This is a genomic window from Neobacillus mesonae, from assembly GCF_001636315.1.
Taxonomy (GTDB): domain Bacteria; phylum Bacillota; class Bacilli; order Bacillales; family Cytobacillaceae; genus Neobacillus; species Neobacillus mesonae.
On the sequence record NZ_KV440949.1, the window covers coordinates 4,580,521 to 4,600,756 of the forward strand.

A 20,236-nucleotide genomic window follows, 5' to 3' on the forward strand; every position below is an offset into this window, starting at 1 on the left:
AAGGGAGTATTAGAATGGATCAGGAATTACGAAGAAATGCAGCCGACCAGCCGGAAGGCGGCGAACCTCAAAAAGAGGAAAATCCTTCTTCAGCCGTTATAGATAAAATCCAACAGCTTGGGCAAACCAATGTACCACAGCTATCAACTGATTCAAAAATACATTGCTTAACAATTATCGGGCAAATTGAGGGACATTTAGCACTTCCGCCGCAAAATAAAACAACAAAATATGAACATCTTATCCCGCAGCTTGTAGCAATTGAACAAAATCCAAATATTGAAGGTGTTCTCATCATTTTAAACACAGTTGGCGGTGATGTAGAGGCCGGGCTAGCTATCTCAGAAATGCTGGCGACTCTCTCAAAGCCAACTGTTTCAATTGTTCTTGGAGGCGGCCATTCAATTGGTGTTCCAATCGCGGTCTCTTGTAATTATTCTTTTATTGCCGAAACTGCTACAATGACTATCCATCCGGTCAGATTAACAGGACTAGTGATTGGGGTTCCGCAAACATTTGAATATATGGATAAAATGCAGGATCGTGTGGTTAATTTTGTTACAAAAAATTCAAAAATATCCGAAGAAACCTTTAAAGACTTAATGTTTGCCAAAGGAAATTTAACAAGGGATATAGGGACAAATGTGATTGGGGCCGATGCTGTTAAATACGGATTGATTGATGAGGTCGGCGGGATTGGCAAAGCAATGAAAAAGTTAAATGAATTGATTGACCTGAAAAAGCAAAAGAATGAGGGGTTGATTCAATGATTTTATATACGATGATGCCGCATGATTTGGTTTTTCCTCCAGAAATGGACAGCTTTGAAAAGCAGCAAATGGTCAATTTCCAAGGGATTCCATTGCTGGTCGAGCAGGTAGATACACAAAATGTACAAGTAATCAGAAATCTAAGCAGTGATCCGCAGCACTATATGGATGGAAGGGTTTGTCCAGGAGCAAAAATTTCTTTCGCCAGCCTTGACGGCGAAGTCTCCTACTAGGGAATATTATGGTATAATTAGGGTAGGTAGACAAGAGCAGCCAATCAGGCTGCTTTCTTCCTTTTGTGGAAAGAGGAAGACCTGAAACCATATTGAAACACTGGGTGATTAAATGGCCAAAAAAAAGAGAAGACAACCTAAAAGAAGAGAAAATAAAATGAAACGCACCATCCAATATGAGTTATCCGCACTTGCAATCTTAGCTTTAGCTATTATTTCAATTGCCAAGCTTGGGGCAGTTGGCAGGGCCACTGTAATGTTTTTCCGCTTTTGGATGGGAGAATGGTATATGCTTTGTTTAATAGGACTTGTGTTACTAAGCATTTATTTAATGTGGAAACGCGCCATTCCCTTTTTCTTTCATCTCAAATTAATAGGCAGTTATTTTATCATTTCTGCACTCCTCCTATTAAGTCATGTAACGTTGTTTCATCTTCTTACACAAAACGGGACTTTTAAAAATCCAAGTGTAATTAGAAATACATGGGAAATGTTTATGATGGAGGTCAGGGGGGAATCAAGTACAACTGACCTCGGGGGCGGAATGCTGGGAGCGGTGTTGTTTGCTTTATTCCATTACCTTTTTGCGGAAACTGGAACAAAAATTATTGCCTTTATCTTTATTATCATAGGATTTATCCTGTTAACAGGTAAATCAGTCGGAGATTTAGTGGCAAAAACATTAACAGCCATCTTTAGCTTTCTAAAAACTCAATGGGAAGCATTTAAAAACGATCTCGCGGAATGGAGGCAAAAGCAGCAGGAAAAGAAAAACGAGAGACATTTCCAAAGAAGACAAGCCCGGGAAAATCAAGATACCGCCAGAAATAGTAATCATGAGCAGGAACAACCATCAATAGAAGCGGCAAGAAATCCGGAACCGATTATATCCAGTTTTGCGGATCGTGCCTATATCGAAGAGAGTCCACAGGAACAACACCACACGGAAGCCTCTAATGGGAGAAAGAATACTGCTGCGGATGAAGATGATCTTACACCGCAGATTACTTTTACGGAAGTCGAAAATGTAGATTATGAACTGCCGCCATTTAGTTTGTTAAAATTACCAAAGAAAACAGATCAAACGGGGGAATATGAGCTTATTCACGCAAATGCCGCCAAGCTTGAAAGAACATTTCAAAGCTTCGGCGTCAAAGCCCGTGTTACCCAAGTTCATTTAGGACCTGCGGTTACTAAATATGAGGTCCACCCTGATGTTGGGGTAAAAGTAAGTAAAATTGTTAGTCTAAGCGATGATTTGGCGCTGGCTCTTGCAGCTAAAGATATTCGAATTGAGGCGCCGATTCCAGGTAAGTCTGCCATCGGAATTGAGGTTCCAAATTCAGAAATCGCAATGGTTTCATTAAGAGAGGTTTTAGAAGCGACTCAAAACGATAAACCGGATGCAAAACTTTTAATCTGTTTAGGCCGGGATATCACGGGTGAAGCGGTTGATACAGAATTAAATAAAATGCCGCATCTGCTGGTTGCGGGGGCGACTGGAAGCGGAAAAAGTGTGTGTATCAATGGCATTATTACCAGCATATTAATGCGGGCAAAGCCGCATGAAGTAAAATTAATGATGATTGATCCCAAAATGGTTGAATTAAATGTATACAATGGAATTCCGCATTTGCTTGCTCCTGTTGTAACGGATGCCAAAAAAGCTTCTCAGGCGTTAAAGAAAGTAGTCAGTGAAATGGAACGCAGATATGAACTATTTTCTTACACAGGAACACGGAATATTGAAGGCTATAATGACCATATTAGAAAACATAATCTCGAAGAAAATGACAAGCAGCCGCTGCTTCCTTATATCGTTGTGATTGTGGATGAGTTAGCAGACTTAATGATGGTAGCATCAAATGACGTTGAAGATTCGATTACCCGCCTTGCCCAAATGGCCAGGGCAGCCGGTATTCACTTAATTATTGCGACCCAAAGACCTTCAGTTGACGTAATTACAGGGGTTATAAAAGCAAATATTCCGTCCCGCATTGCATTTGCCGTATCCAGCGCCACAGACTCACGAACCATTTTAGATATGGGCGGTGCCGAAAAGCTGCTGGGCAGGGGAGATATGTTATTTATGCCAGTTGGGGCATCGAAACCGGTTCGCGTTCAGGGGGCATTCCTTTCTGATCAAGAGGTGGAGGATATTGTGGAATTTGTTATCTCGCAGCAAAAGGCGCAGTATCAAGAAGAAATGATTCCTGACGATACTCCGGAGGTTACAGGTGCTGTGGATGATGAGTTATATGATGAGGCGGTTGAACTCATTATTGAAATGCAAACCGCATCCGTGTCCATGCTGCAGCGCCGTTTTCGAATCGGCTATACTCGTGCTGCAAGGCTAATTGATGAAATGGAGGCTCGCGGTGTTGTAGGACCGTATGAAGGAAGCAAACCACGTGCCGTCCTAATCAGCAAATCAGGCAGTGACGAGCAGACATCGTAATTTGAAGACAAATTAAAATTATAACAAAAACTCCCTTCAATGCTATAGCAAATTTATGACAACTGCTTCTTCATGCCTTTTTTCGACAAATTCATGAATTTCTATTTATTTATACTTGAAAAGATGGTAATATAAATCTCGATTAGTAGGAATGATATCAGATGTCTGATGTCTTAGGAAAAAGGCTGGAGGAAGCAGATGTTTATTAAGTCAGATAACCGGCATTTATATTTACAAGTTATTGATCGCCTGAAGCAGGATATTGAACAAGGGATTTATAAAGAAAAAGAAAAATTACCCTCAGAATTCGATCTTGCCAAACAGCTTGGGGTAAGCAGGGCCACTCTTCGAGAAGCGCTTAGGATTCTAGAAGAAGAAAACGTCATCATAAGACGCCACGGTGTGGGCACCTTTGTTAACTCGAAGCCATTATTTACTTCAGGGATCGAGCAATTAAATAGTGTTACTGACATGATTAAACAAGTCGGAATGAAACCAGGTACTATTTTCTTAAGATCATCAGGTCAAGAACCAACCGATGAGGATGTTCGTCGTTTCTCATGTTCGGAGAATGAGGAAATGGTCGTGATTGAACGGGTAAGAACCGCAAATGGGGAACCAGTCGTTTACTGTATTGACAAGGTCCCGGCGCATATTTTACCGGAAACCTTTTCACATGAAGAAGAATCCATTTTTAATATTCTTGATGAAGAGGCAAACCGAAAAATTACATACGCGGTTGCTCAAATTGAGCCTGCTGGCTATCACGAGAAAATTTCCCCAATCCTTGAATGTGACCCAGAGACTGCGTTGTTAGTGCTGAAACAAATGCATTATGATGAAATGGATGAACCAGTCCTCTTTTCGGTAAACTATTTTAAAGCGGACAAGTTTCGTTTTCATGTTCTTAGAAAGCGAGTATAATTTTTTCACAGCTTTTGAAAACGCAAACATTTAAGCTTTAACATTTCTATTTAATCAAACAACAATATAGGGGGTAAATTCCTTGAGAAAGCGTAAACTTGGTATGGCGCTATCACTAGTTCTAGCTGCTGGGACACTTTTAGGTGCATGTGGAAAGAGTGATGACAACAAAGGGACCGACACAACAAAAGGCGGTGACAATAAAGCAGCATTTACTGTTGCGATGGTTACTGACGTTGGCGGTGTTGATGACAAATCATTTAACCAATCCGCTTGGGAAGGTCTTCAAGAATTTGGTAAGCAAAATAATTTGGAAGAGGGTAAAAAAGGATATACTTATCTTCAATCAACTTCCGATGCCGATTACTCTACAAACTTAAATACCCTTGCTCGTCAAGGCTTCAATTTAGTATATGGAATTGGTTTCTTAATGCATAAAGCAGTTGACGATATTGCGAAGCAACAGCCAAAAGCAAATTTCGCCATTGTTGACGATGTAGTTGAACAGCCGAATGTTGCAAGCATTATGTTTAAAGAGCAGGAAGCAGCATTCCTTGCTGGTGTTGCTGCAGCATTACAAACGAAAACGAATCATATCGGCTTTATCGGCGGGATGAAAATTCCTGTTATCGAACGTTTTGAATCTGGATTCTTAGCTGGTGTTAAAGCAGCTAAACCAGATGTAAAAGTAGATGTTCAATATTCTGGTGCATTTGACAAAGCAGAACTTGGTCAAACAATCGCTGCAAAAATGTATTCTTCCGGTGCTGATATTGTGTTCCATGCTGCTGGTGCAACTGGAAATGGTCTATTTAAAGAAACAAATGACTTAAAGAAAAAAGATCCTAGCCGTGAAATTTGGGCAATCGGTGTTGACCGTGACCAAAACGATATGGGTCCAGATGTTGTTCTTACTTCTGCTATGAAACGTGTTGACGTAGCAGTTGTGGACATTGCTACTAAAGCTAAAAATGGTGATTTCCCTGGTGGAAAGACTACCACTTATGGTTTACATGAAGATGGTGTGGGCTTAGCTCCAATTAATGGCAAAGCTGATAAAAAAGATGAAATTGAAAAAGCTGTTAAAGACTGGGTTGATAAAATCAAGTCCGGTGACGTAAAAGTTCCTGCTACACTTGAGGAATTAAAAACTTTTAGTGCGAAATAATAGGGATGAAAGAATAAGCGGGTTTTTAATCTGCCCGCTTATTCTTTGTAAAAAATCCTAATTGAAGTGTAGAATCCAGATTCTACTTTTCACTTAAGATTTTTTAGAGAGGGAGGAATTCCCTATTTTTTAAAAAAAATTAAAGGTCTGACCTCATACTTCAAATGGATATTTTTGTTAACTTTGAAATAGGGAGTGAGAAAAGAGATGGAATATGTAATCGAAATGCTTAATATTCGCAAAGAATTTGGTAATTTCGTAGCGAATGATAATATCACCCTGCAATTAAAAAAGGGTGAAATTCATGCCTTGCTCGGTGAAAACGGGGCAGGAAAATCTACTTTGATGAATGTCCTATTCGGTTTGTACCAACCGGAGCAAGGGGAAATCCGCGTTAAAGGAAACCCCGTTCAGATTACAAACCCGAATATCGCCAATGATTTAGGGATTGGAATGGTTCACCAGCACTTTATGCTAGTGGATAAATTTACGGTCACTGAGAATATCATTCTAGGTAAGGAAATTACCTCTGGGGGCAGAATTGATATAAAAAGAGCGGAAAAAGAGGTTCGTGAGATTTCTGAACGATATGGGTTATTAGTAGATCCGCAATCAAAAGTAGCAGATATTACTGTGGGAATGCAGCAGCGCGTGGAAATTTTGAAAACACTTTATCGTGGTGCGGAAATTCTTATTTTTGATGAGCCGACCGCCGTGTTAACCCCACAAGAAATCAAAGAATTGATGCATATATTAAAAACGCTTATTAAAGAGGGAAAATCGATCATCCTAATTACCCATAAATTAAGGGAAATCATGGAGGTTGCTGACCGTTGTACTGTTATTCGTAAAGGCAAAGGAATTGGGACAGTAAATGTCAGTGAGACGAATCCGAATGAGCTTGCGAACTTAATGGTGGGTCGTGAAGTTGTCTTCAAAACAGAGAAAAAACCTGCTGCACCAAAACAAGATGTGCTTGAAATAAAAGATCTTGTTGTTAAGGATTCACGCGGGATAACGGCAGTCAATGGGTTGGATTTAAGCGTCCGCGCTGGAGAAATAGTTGGGATTGCAGGCGTTGACGGAAATGGACAAGCTGAACTAATCGAGGCCATTACTGGTTTAAGGAAAGCGGATAGCGGCAGTGTAAAATTGAATGGGAAGGAATTATTCGGCCTTGCGCCGCGGAAAGTTACAGAAGCGGGTGTTGGACATATTCCTCAGGACCGTCATAAGCATGGACTGGTTCTTAATTATCCAATTGCCGAGAACATGGTTTTACAAACATATTATAAAAAGCCTTTCTCAAAAAATGGTATTTTAAATTTCAAAGAGATTTATAGCAAAGCAAAAAAATTAATTTCTGAGTTTGACGTTCGAACACCAAGTGAGTATACATTAGCACGGGCATTGTCCGGGGGAAATCAGCAAAAAGCCATTATCGGCCGTGAAGTGGACCGAAACCCAGACCTCCTGATTGCTGCACAGCCTACACGAGGCTTGGATGTTGGAGCAATTGAATTTATCCATAAGCGCTTAATCGAGCAGCGTGATAATGGAAAAGCGGTGTTACTAGTTTCTTTTGAGCTGGATGAAGTAATGAATGTCAGCGACCGGATTGCTGTCATTTATGAAGGGAAAATTGTCGCCATTGTGGATCCGAAAGAAACTTCAGAGCAAGAGCTGGGATTACTGATGGCGGGCTCGAATCGGAAGGAAGCGGGGGAAGGTACACATGTCTAAACGGTTACGCAATATATTAACACCGATTATTGCCGTTTTACTAGGTATTATTGTCGGAACAATTATTATGCTGGCAAGCGGATATGACCCTGTAGCAGCGTATGCGTCTTTATGGAATGGGGCATTTGGAAATGTTTATTATATTGGCGAGGTAATCAGACAAGTTACCCCATATATTTTAGCAGGTCTTGCGGTGGCATTTGCCTTCAGAGTCGGCTTGTTTAACATTGGGGTTGAAGGACAATTTATTGTTGGCTGGCTCGCATCTGTTTGGGTAGGGGTATCCTTCGATTTACCCACGATTATTCACTTGCCGCTGGCGATTTTAGCAGCGATGCTGGCTGGAGGAATTTGGGCGTTTGTACCTGGATTTTTAAAGGCGCGTTTCCGTGTCCATGAAGTAATTGTAACAATCATGATGAACTATATTGCCTTGCATACGGTCAACTATATTATTAATAATAAATTAAACCAAGGTTCATCTAAAACAGGTGTAATTCATGACACTGCTTCATTAAAAACACCTTGGCTTGAAGAACTAACAACACATTCCAGTATGCACTGGGGAATTATCATTGCCATTATTTGCTGTTTTATTATGTGGTTCCTATTAGAGAAAACAACAAGAGGTTACGAATTGCGCGCGGTTGGTTTTAACCAGGATGCCGCACATTATGCCGGGATGAATGTTAATAATAATATCATTCTTTCGATGGTAATTTCCGGCTTTTTTGCAGGGATTGCAGGAGCAATGGAGGGCTTAGGTACATTTGGATATATGGCTGTCCAAGGCGGTTTTACTGGGGTTGGATTTAACGGGATTGCCGTTGCGTTATTAGGCGGCAATACGGCCCTTGGGGTATTCTTTGCGGCGATTTTATTCGGTGTCTTAAAAATTGGCGCCCTATCAATGCCGCTTGATGCTGGTGTACCAAAAGAACTGGTAGACATCATAATTGCCATGATTGTATTCTTCGTTGCTTCCAGCTACATTATAAGAGTATTTCTTGACCGATTCAGTAAAAAGGGGGTGAAGTAAGTGAGCATTATGCAAATCTTAATGATTGTCGTGCCATCCACATTATTATGGGCCGCTCCACTTATCTTCACAGCGTTAGGCGGGGTTTTCTCTGAACGTTCAGGTGTAGTAAATATCGGGCTTGAAGGTTTAATGGTCATCGGTGCTTTTTCTGCCGTAGTCTTTAACTTAACCTTTGTTGATACATTCGGAAATGCGACTCCATGGATTGCCCTATTAGTAGCCATGGCGGCAGGCGCGGTATTCTCAATTTTACATGCCGTTGCTTCGATTACTTTCCGCGCCGATCATACTGTGTCTGGTGTTGCCATTAACCTTTTGGCAACCGGCTTGACATTATTTTTAATCAAATTAATTTATGGTAAAGGTGAAACGGATATCATTAAAAAAGGCTTCAGTAAAGTTGATATCCCGATATTAAAAGATATTCCTGTGATTGGAAAAATATTTTTCCAAAATACGTATTGGACTTCGTTTGTTGCGATTATCGTCGCTATTATTGCATGGTATATCGTATTTAAAACACCATTCGGGTTAAGGCTTCGCTCGGTAGGTGAACACCCAATGGCCGCGGATACAATGGGTGTTAATGTTACAAAAATGCGTTATTTGGGTGTTATCATCTCTGGAGCACTTGGCGGAATTGGCGGGGGCGTGTACGCTGAATCCATTTCTTCTAACTTTAGTCATGCGACGATCAGCGGTCAGGGGTTTATGGCCCTTGCGGCGATGATCTTTGGTAAATGGCATCCGCTGGGCGCTATGGGGGCAGCGATCTTCTTTGGTTTTGCCCAAAGTATCAGTATCATTGGCTCAAGCCTGCCTTTCTTAAAAACGATACCGGATGTATATCTGTTAATAGCTCCGTACGTGTTGACCATCTTGGCGTTAACTGGATTTATCGGACGTGCAGAAGCACCGAAAGCCGATGGCGTTCACTACATCAAAGGCAGCAGATAACATTAGAAGGACTCTCAGAAATTCTGAGAGTCTTTTTTCGCTAATTATTTGTGAAAATTATGCAAATTGTATAGGTTTTATTTTACGGGAAAAGATATAAAGAAAAATGTTTACATATCATTAAGTAATAGGCTGATTAAAGGAGGAACGTAGATGGATGCTGCGGCGGAAAAAATTACGGAAATGCAAGGATATAAACTACATGTAATTGAAACCGATAAATATAAAACCAATACAATTGTTTGGAGAATGAAAGCTCCATTAACAAAAGAAGATGTTACCAAGAGGGCCCTGCTGCCACAGGTGCTGCAAAGCAGTTCAGCAACATTTCCGACAACGACCAAATTGCGCGCCTATTTAGATGAACTTTACGGTGCCACACTGTTTGTGGATTTAGCGAAAAAAGGTGAATACCATATCATTAGCTTCTTGATTGAAATCGCCAATGAAAAATTTCTAAGTGACCCAAGTCCGCTATTAAAGAAAGGATTTGAACTGCTGGCTGATATTTTAACAAATCCAAATGTGTCCGGGAATGGTTTTGACCAAGAGACGGTCGAAAAAGAAAAGCGAACATTAAAGCAGCGAATCCAATCCGTATATGACGATAAAATGCGTTATTCCAATGTCCGTCTGATTGAGGAAATGTGTAAAGGGGAGCCTTATGCCCTGCAGGTAAATGGTGAAGCAGAAGAAGTGAATGCCATTTCTTCCGAGAATTTATACAGCTATTACAAAAAAGCTTTTTCCGAAGATGAAATGGATTTATATGTGGTTGGAGATGTAAATGAAGAAGAGGTAAAAGCAATTGCCTCACAGCTGCTTAACTTTGAACAGCGTACACCAAAGGATGCGACAAAACAAGAAGTACAAAAACGCTCTGTAGTAAATGAGGTAAAAGAAGAGCAAGATGTAAAGCAGGGAAAATTAAATATCGGTTATCGCACTAATATCGTCTATGGTGATCCGGACTATTTCGCTTTACAGGTCTTTAATGGGATCTTTGGCGGGTTTTCACATTCTAAACTATTCATTAATGTTCGTGAAAAAGCAAGCCTTGCTTATTATGCCGCCAGCCGTTTGGAAAGTCATAAAGGATTAATGATGGTCATGTCCGGAATCGATATTAAAAACTTTGATCAAGCGGTAGGGATAATACACGAACAAATGCAAGCAATGAAAAAAGGAGACTTTACGGAAGACGAATTGACCCAGACAAAAGCTGTCATTCGAAATCAGATTTTAGAAACTCTTGACACTTCACGAGGTCTGCTGGAAATTCTCTATCATAATGTTATTGCTAATTCGACTATCAAAATTGATGACTGGCTGACAGAAATGGAGAAAGCAACTAGAGATGAAATCATTAAGGTGGCAGGTAAAATCGACCTTGATACGATTTATTTCTTAACCGGATCGGAGGCGGGCAATTAATGGAACAAATCACTTTTGACCAGCTAAAGGAAGAACTCTTCCATGAAAAAATGACGAATGGGCTGGAAGTTTATATTTTGCCGAAAAAGGGCTTTAATAAAACGTATGCGACCTTTACGACTAAATATGGGTCGGTCGATAATACGTTTGTCCCGCTCGGTAAAAGTGAATTTGTAAAGGTCCCGGATGGTATTGCCCATTTTTTGGAGCATAAATTGTTTGAAAAGGAAGATGGTGATGTCTTCCAGCAATTTAGTAAACAAGGCGCTTCCGCAAATGCCTTTACATCCTTTACAAGAACGGCTTATTTATTCTCTAGTACTGCTGATGTAGAAAAAAATTTAGAAACATTAATTGATTTTGTTCAAAGTCCTTATTTTTCAGAAAAAACAGTGGAGAAAGAAAAGGGAATAATCGGTCAGGAAATTACGATGTATGATGATAACCCCGATTGGCGCCTTTATTTTGGCTTAATTCAAAATTTATATCAAAAACACCCGGTCAGTATTGATATTGCCGGAACGATTGAATCGATTTCTCACATAACAAAAGATTGGCTGTATGAATGTTATAATACATTTTATCACCCAAGCAATATGCTCCTGTTTATCGTCGGCCCAGTAGACCCGGAAAAGATTATGAAGCAAGTCAGGGATAATCAGGCTAAGAAAGATTATAAGGATATGCCTGAAATACAGCGGAAATTTGACGAGGAGCCGGTAAATGCGTCCGAGAAAAAGCAGGTTTTGCAAATGAATGTGCAAACCCCGAAATGTTTAGTGGGGATTAAGGCCCTTCATGTCGACCAAACTGGAACTGAGATGTTAAAAAATGAATTAACGATGAACCTGCTCCTGGACCTCTTATTCGGCAAAAGCTCAGAGCATTATTACGAATTATATAATGATGGATTAGTTGATGATTCTTTCTCCTTTGATTATACACAGGAACAGGGATTTGGTTTCGCGATGGTTGGCGGCGATACGAACGATCCTGACCATCTTGCGGAACGAATCGAAAAAATCCTGCTGGATGCAGTGAAAAAAGGGGCTTTTACTGAAGAACAATTAGAAAGAACAAAAAAGAAAAAGATCGGTGCCTTTTTAAGGGCCGTCAATTCGCCTGAATATATTGCCAATCAATTTACCCGTTACGCCTTTAATGAAATGGATCTCTTTGATGTGGTACCAACACTTGAAGGGATTTCCTTATCTGATGTAGAATCATTAGCAGAGGAAGTAATAGCTGAAGAACGTTTTTCAGTGTGTCAAGTTGTGCCTAAAAAGTAAAGGAGGGAGCGCCGCCGGACGGCGCTTTCCTGCGTTTTTTTTAGCTGAAGTCTTGGGGGAAGAGTAGAATGAAGAAATTTGTATTAATTACGGGAGCAAGCGGGGGAATCGGACAAGCAGCAGCTTATCATTTAGCGGAAAGCGGTTATCATTTGTATCTGCATTATAATCAAAATGAACAGTCCATTAAGGGGTTATTGAAAAGATTAAAGCATTTTGGCGGAGAGTATATCCCCATCCATGCTGATTTGTCGGATATCACTGGTTATAAACAAATCGTCTCGCAAATTTTTTCGCTTGACGGTATTATCCATTGCGGCGGTAACAGCCATTATGGTTTATTAATCGATTTAGAGCCTGACGCTTTGAAGAACTTAATGAATATCCATGTATTAAGCCCAATCATGCTTACAAAGGAATTGCTGCCTAAAATGCTGTCTAAAGGATCTGGAAGTATTATTATGGTCGCCTCTATTTGGGGCCAGACTGGTGCTGCTTGTGAAGCGGCGTATTCTGCAGCAAAAGGTGCGCAAATAGCCTTCGTAAAAGCGCTTAGTAAGGAAGTTGCCTTAAACGGGATCCGCGTTAATGCGATAGCCCCTGGAGCGGTTGAAACCCCCATGATGGAGGGATTTACGGAGGAAGAAGTAGACCGAATCCGATTTGAAATTCCGATGGGCAGGCTCGGGCAGCCTGAGGAGATTGCTCATGCCGCGGCATTTTTATTATCAGATCAGGCCGGCTATATTACTGGGCAGGTACTTGCGGTCAATGGGGGCTGGTATACATAAAAAAATTCCGCATTCTTCGTGCATAGTTTCAACCTCTAAATAGCAAAATAACCATGTACCATAATCAAAAGGAGGTTAAACAATGTCTGTTTTAGATAACTGGAAAGAGTGGCAGGATTTCCTTGGCGATCGTCTTCAGAATGCTCAAACTCAAGGTATGAGTGAAGGGGCTATTGGCAGCCTGGCACACCAAATCGGTGACTATTTATCCCAAAATGTGGATCCGAAAAATGAGCAGCAGCGGGTTCTTTCAGACATGTGGTCTGTTGCAAACGACCAAGAGCAGCAGGCGATCGCGAATGTTATGGTTAAGCTTGTTAAACAATAAGGCCAAGAGAGCGGAGGGCACCCTCCCTCTCTTTTTTTCTTGTTAACTGTGTTTTTTCTTTCATCTTCCAGTAAAATCATTTATGATAAGGGTTAGGAAATAATACGTGCAAATATTGTCGAATTTTCTTAGGGGGATAATCATGAAAAAAGAGTGGTATTTAGAATATGAGATTCAAAAGAACCGCCCCGGTTTGCTAGGCGATATTTCTTCTCTTTTAGGAATGCTTTCTATTAATATTATTACTATTAATGGTGTGGACGAAGGAAGACGCGGTTTGCTGATGTTAGCAAACGATGATAATCAAATTAAACGTCTTGAGTCAATTTTACATAAAATGGACACAATAAAAGTGATTAAAATAAGAGAACCGAAGCTTCGCGACAGACTTGCTGTCCGTCATGGCCGGTATATTCAAAGAGATGCGGATGATAAAAAAACATTCCGCTTTGTAAGGGATGAGCTTGGATTATTAGTTGATTTTATGGCAGAATTATTTAAACAGGAAGGTCATAAATTGATTGGGATTCGCGGCATGCCTCGTGTGGGTAAAACCGAGTCACTCGTTGCCGCAAGTGTGTGTGCAAGTAAACGCTGGTTATTTGTTTCATCTACTCTTTTGAAGCAAACGATTCGAAATCAATTGATTAAAGATGAGTACAATGCTAATAATTTGTTTATTTTAGATGGTATTGTGTCCACAAGGCGCGCGAACGAACGACACTGGCAGCTTGTTCGGGAAATTATGCGTCTGCCGGCAGTTAAAGTGATCGAGCATCCTGATATGTTTGTGCAGAACTCAGAGTATACTCTGGATGATTTCGATTATATTATCGAGCTTAGAAATCATGCTGATGAAGTGATTACATACGATGTCGTGGATGAGCATAGTATGTTCTCCGGATCCGATTTCGGGGATTTTAATTTTTAATAAAAAATTGGAAGGTGTTTTTAGTGACTGAATTAGGGAATCGATTAAAAGAAGCCCGTTTAGCCAAAAACTTAAGTCTAGATGATTTGCAATCGATGACAAAAATCCAAAAGCGCTATTTAATTGGAATTGAGGAAGGCAATTATTCGACAATGCCGGGAAATTTCTATGTGCGTGCCTTTATTAAGCAATATGCCGAGGCGCTGGAATTAAATCCTGATGAAATTTTTGAAACGTATAAGAGTGAAATTCCTGCTTCTTATTATGAAGAACTGCCGCAGCAGCTTTCACGTGTGAAAACACATAAGTCTATTTCAGAAGGAAATTCGAAAGTATTTGATGTCCTGCCAAAAATATTAATTGGTGTTTTTGTTATTGGGGTAGCCGGAATTTTATATTATTTTGTCGCTAATCATGCAGGCAGTGATACAAATGAATCAATGAACAAGAAAGCGGATCCTGTGAAATTAGAGAATAATATTGATAAAGCAAAAGCAAATGAAACAAAACCGGCTGAGGAAAAGAATCGGAATCAAGGAAAAGATGATGTTAATAACAGTTCAAATGAGGAAACAACAAAACCTTCGGAAGAAGAAACTAAGCAGGAGTTATCAGTTGTTAAAAGCCAAGGCAGGAAGTCAACTTTTGAATTGAAAAATGCAGAAAAATTTGTTGTGAAAGTAGTATCCACAGGAGAAACATGGGTCAGCATCAGAAACGGCAAGGGTAAATCCTTTTATTCTGGCATGTTAAAAAAAGGGTCAACTGAAAGCCAGGAAATTGATTTATCCTCGGAGGAAGAAGCTTATATTGTCGTTGGCAGAGCCTATGAGACTGATATCTTTGTAAATGACCAAAAGCTTAATTATGCAGCAGATCCGTCTAAACAGGTTCGGCAGGACATTACGATTCAATATGTTCCTAAGAACGAATAGTCATCAAGCGATGACTATTTTTCACTTCTGTTTCATGTTTCTAAGTGCCTAAAATGAAAGGCTTTTTCGTGTTTTTTAGGAGGAAAATTAAATGAATATACCAAATAGAATAACCGTTTCAAGAATTTTATTAATCCCAATCTTTTTGATTATTATGCTTGTCCCTTTTGATTGGGGTGAAATCCATTTGCTCGGAGCGGATATCCCGGTAACTCATTTTATCGGTGCGTTAATATTTATTATTGCATCCACAACCGATTGGGTGGATGGTCATTATGCGAGAAAGTATAATTTAGTAACAAATATGGGGAAATTTCTTGATCCGCTCGCGGATAAACTGCTTGTCTCCTCTGCGCTGATTGTGTTAGTGGAATTACAGGATCTATATGCACCTTCGTGGATTGTCATTTTGATCATCAGCAGGGAGTTTGCGGTTACCGGGCTACGCCTCTTGCTTGCCGGTGAAGGTGAAGTTGTAGCCGCCAATATGCTAGGGAAAATTAAAACATGGACGCAAATTATCGCAATTTCAGTTATATTATTACATAATATTATTTTTGCCATGATTCCATTCCGCTTTGATATTTTGTCATTATGGGTCGCTTTATTTTTTACGGTTTGGTCCGGCTGGGACTATTTTGCGAAAAATCTTCATGTGTTTAAAAATTCAAAGTAAGGAGGGAGCGGAATAGATGAATGCGGAAATTATCGCAGTGGGTTCAGAGCTTTTATTAGGTCAAATTGTCAATACGAATGCCAGGTTTATTTCACAACAGTTAGCCGAGGCGGGAATTGATGTATATTTTCATACGGTTGTTGGAGACAATCCTGCTAGGCTCAAGGCCGCTATTAAGATTGCCGAAGAGCGGGCAAATATTATTATTTTTACCGGTGGACTTGGACCGACGAAGGATGATTTAACAAAGGAAACGATCGCGAAGCATCTTGGGAAGCAGCTGGTAATGGATGACACAGCTTTAGCAGGGATTGAACTTTATTTTCACAGGACAAATCGGATCATGACAGAAAACAACCGAAAGCAGGCACTCATTATAGAAGGTTCCCATGTCCTTCCTAACAATCATGGAATGGCGCCTGGAATGTTGTTGAAAAAAGGCAGCCGCATATATATCCTCCTTCCGGGCCCGCCAAAGGAAATGGAACCGATGTTTTCACAATATGGAATAAAGGCGCTTTCTGCGGAGGTGGGTCTTAAGGAACAAATCGTGTCACGCGTACTCCGTTTTTTTGGAATTGGCGAAGCGGCATTGGAAACTGAAATTATCGACCTTATTGATGCCCAGAGCAATCCTACGATTGCACCGCTTGCCGGGGATGGTGAGGTTACCTTAAGGTTGACAGCAAAGCATACGGATGAAGCTGTGGGGGCCTCGATGCTGGATGAAGTGGAAGAAAAAATTAGGCAGCGGGTTGGACAGTATATATATGGTTATGATAGTTCTTCACTTTTGGAAGAACTAACGAAATTGTTAAAGGAAAAGAAATTGACGATTACAGCGGCAGAAAGTTTAACCGGAGGCATGTTTCAACAGGAAATCACCTCAATTTCAGGAGCAAGTTCGGTATTCAAAGGCGGAGTAGTCTGCTATGCGAATGAAATTAAGCAGCTGATGTTACAGGTCAAACCGGAAACACTCGAAGTCCATGGAGCTGTCAGCGAACAATGTGCTAATGAATTAGCGGAGAATGCAGCGCGGATTTTCGGCACTGACATCGGCATCAGCTTTACCGGCGTTGCCGGTCCCGATGAACTGGAAGGAAAGTCGGTAGGAACAGTTTATATTGGGATTGCGATAAAGGGCCGCCCGACTATGGTTGAGGAAATTATACTAGGCGGTACAAGAGCCGCGAATCGGACACGTGCTGTTAAATTTGGCTGTTATTTTTTAATCAAGACTATACGGGAATCACAGAATGCTTAAGGGTGTTCTGTGATTTTTTTTATTTTCATAGGATATCTGACAATTAAAGAAAAATTTGTTTTCTTGAGAAAAACATGTTGATAATCCTAAAAAACGGATGAAATTGGTCCTTTTCCCAGTAAATATTGATTGCAAACATGACGAATAGATGTTCGTGTTTTTGCTCGACAAATAGTCTAAAAGAGGTTATATTATTAGTAGGTTTCGTTTTGATAGATTCCAGCAATAATAAAATTTCTATAAAGGAGGTCTATTTGTGAGTGACCGTAAGGCCGCGTTAGAAATGGCGCTAAAACAAATAGAAAAACAATTCGGTAAGGGCTCCATCATGAGAATGGGAGAACAGACCGAAACAAAAATTTCAACTGTCCCAAGCGGATCCTTGGCCCTTGACGCAGCACTTGGAGTCGGAGGGTATCCTAGAGGGAGAATAATTGAGATTTATGGTCCGGAAAGCTCAGGTAAGACTACGGTTGCCTTGCACGCTATTGCAGAAGTGCAAGCAGCAGGCGGACAAGCTGCGTTTATTGATGCCGAACATGGTGTGTCTTGTTTCTAATCCAGATATAGCAGAAATGCTATATGAAAGATTAGAGGGACAGAGACCACGAAGGATACAAATCCCTTCACAAACTGGTGGTTATGTCCTAACTTCATTACTGAATTAAACGGTGAAATTCCGTTTCAAGAACTTTGGTTGGGTTCTTGCTCTAATACCCCGACGTGCGGTGATATAGCACAATATCATTGTGCGAAGCTCGGAGAGGTCGGCGAAAATCGGACCTGTGAAGTGGTTAGAGAAGTAGTCGGGAGTCCATAAAGTTTCTATGACTAAAGAATGCATTTGCATTGGAATGAACCTGCGGAAGTACGGCTCGTAATGCGTGGGAAATCGAACCAAGAAGATTTCCACCTCCAAGTGAGGTTCAGTCTCGGATACAGTATTCGTGTTTGCTGTTTTCTGAACTTATCCATTTAAGGATAAGAGTTCTTAGCCGACCAACCATTAGGCGAATGAATGGCTGACGGGTCAGAGTAGGGGTCTAAGGAAACTATGATAAGGATAGGTAATGAGGAACAAGAGAACCCCATCAGTGGATGTTAAAGTGAGTGCAAGCTGATGTCACTAAACAGTAGGAAATGACTGTTGAAGATGGGGGGCTTCAGCCCGTAGTAGTGTTGAAACAGGGTAATGCCTGTGGAGCGAAGGGGCATAGTCAAGAAAAGTTTATCGGAAGTAAACTAATTCATTACAAATTAACGAGTTTATGGAAGCCGTGAGAAAGGTTTTAAAAATAAAACCTTTGGTGAGCCTAACTGACTAAAGACATATAACCCTTAATGTTAATAAGATAACTTTCTTAGAAATAGGGTGAAAAAAATATGTCTCAAAAACTAAACGCTCCCACAGACGAAGCAGAGCTAAGAACCATCCTTGACAGACTCTATCAAAGCACTCGGAATTCTATTGAAGATGACGTGTTGCCGAGTTTTAAAGGACTCTTAGAAGTGGCGATTAGCAGGACAGTTATAATATCGGCAATTCATAAAATAAAAGCTAACAAAGGTAGTAAAACGGCTGGTACTGATAACGTCATAATGCAAGACATACTATCCAAACAATTTGCCGAGGTTATAGACTTAGTTCAAACAACAATGGAAAACTATAAACCAAAAGAAGTAAGAAGGGTTTATATACCAAAGCCTGGTAATAAGGAAAAACGATCTTTAGGAATCCCTGCGCTTATTGATAGAATAATACAGGAATGTATTAGAATGACAATCGAGCCGATTCTTGAAGCACAATTCTTTAAACACTCATATGGATTCAGACCTATGAGAGACGCCAAACAAGCAGTAGAACGGGCAATCTTCATTGGAACTAAGATTAAATATAACTGGGTGGTTGAAGGAGACATTAAAGGATTCTTCGATAATGTCAATCATAATATCCTCATAAAGCAACTTTGGCACATGGGAATCAGAGATAGACGAATCCTCATGATAATCAAAGAAATGCTCAAAGCAGGAATTATGAATGAGATAAAAAGAAACGAATTAGGAACTCCACAAGGAGGAATAATCTCCCCTCTTTTAGCGAATGTTTACCTCCACAAACTTGACGAATGGGTTTCAAGAGAGTGGGAAGACAAAGAGCTAAGAAATGGAACTAAATCAAGAATAGCGAAACTTAGTTCCTTACGGAATTATTCTTCCATAACAAGACCTGAATTCTTTCTACGGTATGCAGATGATTGGGTTCTCTTTACAAATAGTAAGGAAAATGCGGAAAAATGGAAGTACAGGATTAAAGAATTTCTTAACGACAAACTTAAACTTGAACTATCCGACGAGAAAACCTATATCACGAATATGAAAAAGAAACCTATTAAGTTCCTTGGCTTTCGAATTAAAATGATTCAGAAAGGCAACGGACATGTGGGATATTCATATCCAGATAGAGACAAACTCGAAAAGAAATTCAAGGAAATAAGTAAAGACTTAAAGAAACTCAAATTCTGTTCGGATGAAGAATGGTTGATAAATGACATCAATGTAATTAACAGCAAGTTTAGAGGCATTATCAATTATTACAACTCCTCACCAGGCATTAACTTAAGCATGAGAGATTTTAGAGAAAATCTAAAATACACTGCATATAAAAGTATAAAGAAATATGGTGGCGACTGGATTCCAGCAAATCAATGTCAAAACCTTAAAACCTTCTATCCCGAAAGGACTGAACAAGTCCCTGCGGTTAAATATAAGAACCATTGGATAGGATTTATTTCACTAAGTTTTGCAACTTGGGTAAAATACCCAAAGAAAAACCAAGACGAAACTCCGTACTCAGTGGAAGGAAGAGAGCTATACTTCAAAAGGTCGAAAAGTAGACCACTATTACTCAGAACAGAAGCTCTTTTGAACTCCGAACACCTTGCATTAATACTTGCAGGAAATAAGCGTAAACTTTACACCTACGAATATTTTATGAATAGATGTAATGCGTTTAACAGGGACAAAGGAAAATGCTCTATATGCAGAGAAACCTTAACAGGTTTCGGGGATACACAAACCCACCATATAGATAACAAATTACCTTTCGACCAAGTTAATAAAGTTCCCAATCTCGCCACGACCTGTAACAAATGCCATACTTTAATACATGCGAAGGAATTAACCGACAAGGAAACATTCCATTTGAAGAAGAATTCAATTCTTAAGCTTCATAAATATCGTAAATTGGCATTAAGGGAGTAAAGTTAATCACTGTAATGAATATATCTTGA

17 protein-coding genes and 1 pseudogene are annotated in these 20,236 nt (G+C 40.1%); all 18 read left to right on the forward strand.

Going from position 1 to position 20,236, the window contains the following annotated elements:
• Positions 1–14 precede the first annotated feature (14 nt).
• The 18 genes and pseudogenes from A6749_RS21540 to ltrA all read left to right on the forward strand — a co-directional run bounded on the left by A6749_RS21540 (position 15) and on the right by ltrA (position 20,207).
• Positions 15–770, forward strand: a complete 756-nt coding sequence (locus tag A6749_RS21540; RefSeq protein WP_066396221.1) for a ClpP family protease — start codon at positions 15–17, stop codon at positions 768–770.
• Positions 767–1,003, forward strand: a complete 237-nt coding sequence (locus tag A6749_RS21545) for a YlzJ-like family protein (protein ID WP_066396232.1) — start codon at positions 767–769, stop codon at positions 1,001–1,003. Before A6749_RS21540 ends, A6749_RS21545 begins: the two co-directional genes overlap by 4 nt.
• Positions 1,004–1,115: 112 nt before the next feature.
• Positions 1,116–3,461 carry a DNA translocase FtsK gene (locus A6749_RS21550; protein ID WP_066396240.1) on the forward strand — a complete coding sequence of 782 codons (2,346 nt, stop codon included), beginning with the start codon at positions 1,116–1,118 and terminating at the stop codon, positions 3,459–3,461.
• 198 nt (positions 3,462–3,659) lie between these two features.
• Positions 3,660–4,385 (forward strand): GntR family transcriptional regulator, encoded by a 726-nt coding sequence (locus A6749_RS21555; RefSeq protein WP_066396244.1) that lies wholly within the window; start codon positions 3,660–3,662, stop codon positions 4,383–4,385.
• A gap of 82 nt (positions 4,386–4,467) precedes the next feature.
• Complete coding sequence (locus A6749_RS21560; RefSeq protein WP_066396246.1) at positions 4,468–5,553, forward strand: BMP family lipoprotein; 1,086 nt, start codon at positions 4,468–4,470, stop codon at positions 5,551–5,553.
• 207 nt (positions 5,554–5,760) lie between these two features.
• Complete coding sequence (locus A6749_RS21565; protein WP_066396248.1) at positions 5,761–7,296, forward strand: ABC transporter ATP-binding protein; 1,536 nt, start codon at positions 5,761–5,763, stop codon at positions 7,294–7,296.
• Positions 7,289–8,335: an ABC transporter permease gene (locus tag A6749_RS21570; protein ID WP_066396250.1), complete on the forward strand. Its 1,047-nt coding sequence runs from the start codon at positions 7,289–7,291 to the stop codon at positions 8,333–8,335. Before A6749_RS21565 ends, A6749_RS21570 begins: the two co-directional genes overlap by 8 nt.
• 9 nt (positions 8,336–8,344) lie before the next feature.
• Complete coding sequence (locus tag A6749_RS21575; protein WP_407937537.1) at positions 8,345–9,295, forward strand: ABC transporter permease; 951 nt, start codon at positions 8,345–8,347, stop codon at positions 9,293–9,295.
• Between the two features lie 153 nt (positions 9,296–9,448).
• Positions 9,449–10,729, forward strand: a complete 1,281-nt coding sequence (gene yfmF, locus A6749_RS21580; RefSeq protein WP_066396254.1) for an EF-P 5-aminopentanol modification-associated protein YfmF — start codon at positions 9,449–9,451, stop codon at positions 10,727–10,729.
• A complete protein-coding gene (yfmH, locus tag A6749_RS21585; protein ID WP_066396263.1) occupies positions 10,729–12,018 on the forward strand; it encodes an EF-P 5-aminopentanol modification-associated protein YfmH in 1,290 nt (429 codons plus the stop codon). The genes yfmF and yfmH overlap by 1 nt, the downstream gene beginning before the upstream one ends.
• Before the next feature lie 68 nt (positions 12,019–12,086).
• Positions 12,087–12,809: an elongation factor P 5-aminopentanone reductase gene (gene ymfI / locus A6749_RS21590; protein WP_066396266.1), complete on the forward strand. Its 723-nt coding sequence runs from the start codon at positions 12,087–12,089 to the stop codon at positions 12,807–12,809.
• Positions 12,810–12,891: 82 nt separating this feature from the next.
• Positions 12,892–13,137, forward strand: a complete 246-nt coding sequence (locus A6749_RS21595) for a DUF3243 domain-containing protein (protein ID WP_066396272.1) — start codon at positions 12,892–12,894, stop codon at positions 13,135–13,137.
• A gap of 139 nt (positions 13,138–13,276) precedes the next feature.
• Positions 13,277–14,068 carry a YmfK family protein gene (locus tag A6749_RS21600; RefSeq protein WP_066401082.1) on the forward strand — a complete coding sequence of 264 codons (792 nt, stop codon included), beginning with the start codon at positions 13,277–13,279 and terminating at the stop codon, positions 14,066–14,068.
• Between the two features lie 23 nt (positions 14,069–14,091).
• Positions 14,092–15,003: a helix-turn-helix domain-containing protein gene (locus A6749_RS21605; RefSeq protein ID WP_066396282.1), complete on the forward strand. Its 912-nt coding sequence runs from the start codon at positions 14,092–14,094 to the stop codon at positions 15,001–15,003.
• A gap of 91 nt (positions 15,004–15,094) precedes the next feature.
• Positions 15,095–15,679, forward strand: a complete 585-nt coding sequence (pgsA, locus tag A6749_RS21610; protein WP_066396286.1) for a CDP-diacylglycerol--glycerol-3-phosphate 3-phosphatidyltransferase — start codon at positions 15,095–15,097, stop codon at positions 15,677–15,679.
• A 16-nt stretch (positions 15,680–15,695) separates the two neighbouring features.
• Positions 15,696–16,946 carry a competence/damage-inducible protein A gene (locus tag A6749_RS21615; RefSeq protein ID WP_066396292.1) on the forward strand — a complete coding sequence of 417 codons (1,251 nt, stop codon included), beginning with the start codon at positions 15,696–15,698 and terminating at the stop codon, positions 16,944–16,946.
• A 256-nt stretch (positions 16,947–17,202) separates the two neighbouring features.
• A pseudogene (locus A6749_RS21620) lies at positions 17,203–17,493 on the forward strand (recombinase RecA); the annotation flags it as partial.
• Between the two features lie 836 nt (positions 17,494–18,329).
• Positions 18,330–20,207: a group II intron reverse transcriptase/maturase gene (ltrA, locus tag A6749_RS21625; protein ID WP_066396301.1), complete on the forward strand. Its 1,878-nt coding sequence runs from the start codon at positions 18,330–18,332 to the stop codon at positions 20,205–20,207.
• The last annotated feature ends 29 nt before the right edge of the window (positions 20,208–20,236 follow it).

Bases quoted from the DNA above. Each gene is read 5' to 3' on its own strand.
- A6749_RS21540 (WP_066396221.1), top strand. From the start codon at position 15: ATGGATCAGGAATTACGAAGAAATGCAGCCGACCAGCCGGAAGGCGGC.
- A6749_RS21545 (WP_066396232.1), top strand. From the start codon at position 767: ATGATTTTATATACGATGATGCCGCATGATTTGGTTTTTCCTCCAGAA.
- A6749_RS21550 (WP_066396240.1), top strand. From the start codon at position 1,116: ATGGCCAAAAAAAAGAGAAGACAACCTAAAAGAAGAGAAAATAAAATG.
- A6749_RS21555 (WP_066396244.1), top strand. From the start codon at position 3,660: ATGTTTATTAAGTCAGATAACCGGCATTTATATTTACAAGTTATTGAT.
- A6749_RS21565 (WP_066396248.1), top strand. From the start codon at position 5,761: ATGGAATATGTAATCGAAATGCTTAATATTCGCAAAGAATTTGGTAAT.
- A6749_RS21570 (WP_066396250.1), top strand. From the start codon at position 7,289: ATGTCTAAACGGTTACGCAATATATTAACACCGATTATTGCCGTTTTA.
- A6749_RS21575 (WP_407937537.1), top strand. From the start codon at position 8,345: ATGCAAATCTTAATGATTGTCGTGCCATCCACATTATTATGGGCCGCT.
- yfmF (WP_066396254.1), top strand. From the start codon at position 9,449: ATGGATGCTGCGGCGGAAAAAATTACGGAAATGCAAGGATATAAACTA.
- yfmH (WP_066396263.1), top strand. From the start codon at position 10,729: ATGGAACAAATCACTTTTGACCAGCTAAAGGAAGAACTCTTCCATGAA.
- ymfI (WP_066396266.1), top strand. From the start codon at position 12,087: ATGAAGAAATTTGTATTAATTACGGGAGCAAGCGGGGGAATCGGACAA.
- A6749_RS21595 (WP_066396272.1), top strand. From the start codon at position 12,892: ATGTCTGTTTTAGATAACTGGAAAGAGTGGCAGGATTTCCTTGGCGAT.
- pgsA (WP_066396286.1), top strand. From the start codon at position 15,095: ATGAATATACCAAATAGAATAACCGTTTCAAGAATTTTATTAATCCCA.
- A6749_RS21615 (WP_066396292.1), top strand. From the start codon at position 15,696: ATGAATGCGGAAATTATCGCAGTGGGTTCAGAGCTTTTATTAGGTCAA.
- ltrA (WP_066396301.1), top strand. From the start codon at position 18,330: ATGTCTCAAAAACTAAACGCTCCCACAGACGAAGCAGAGCTAAGAACC.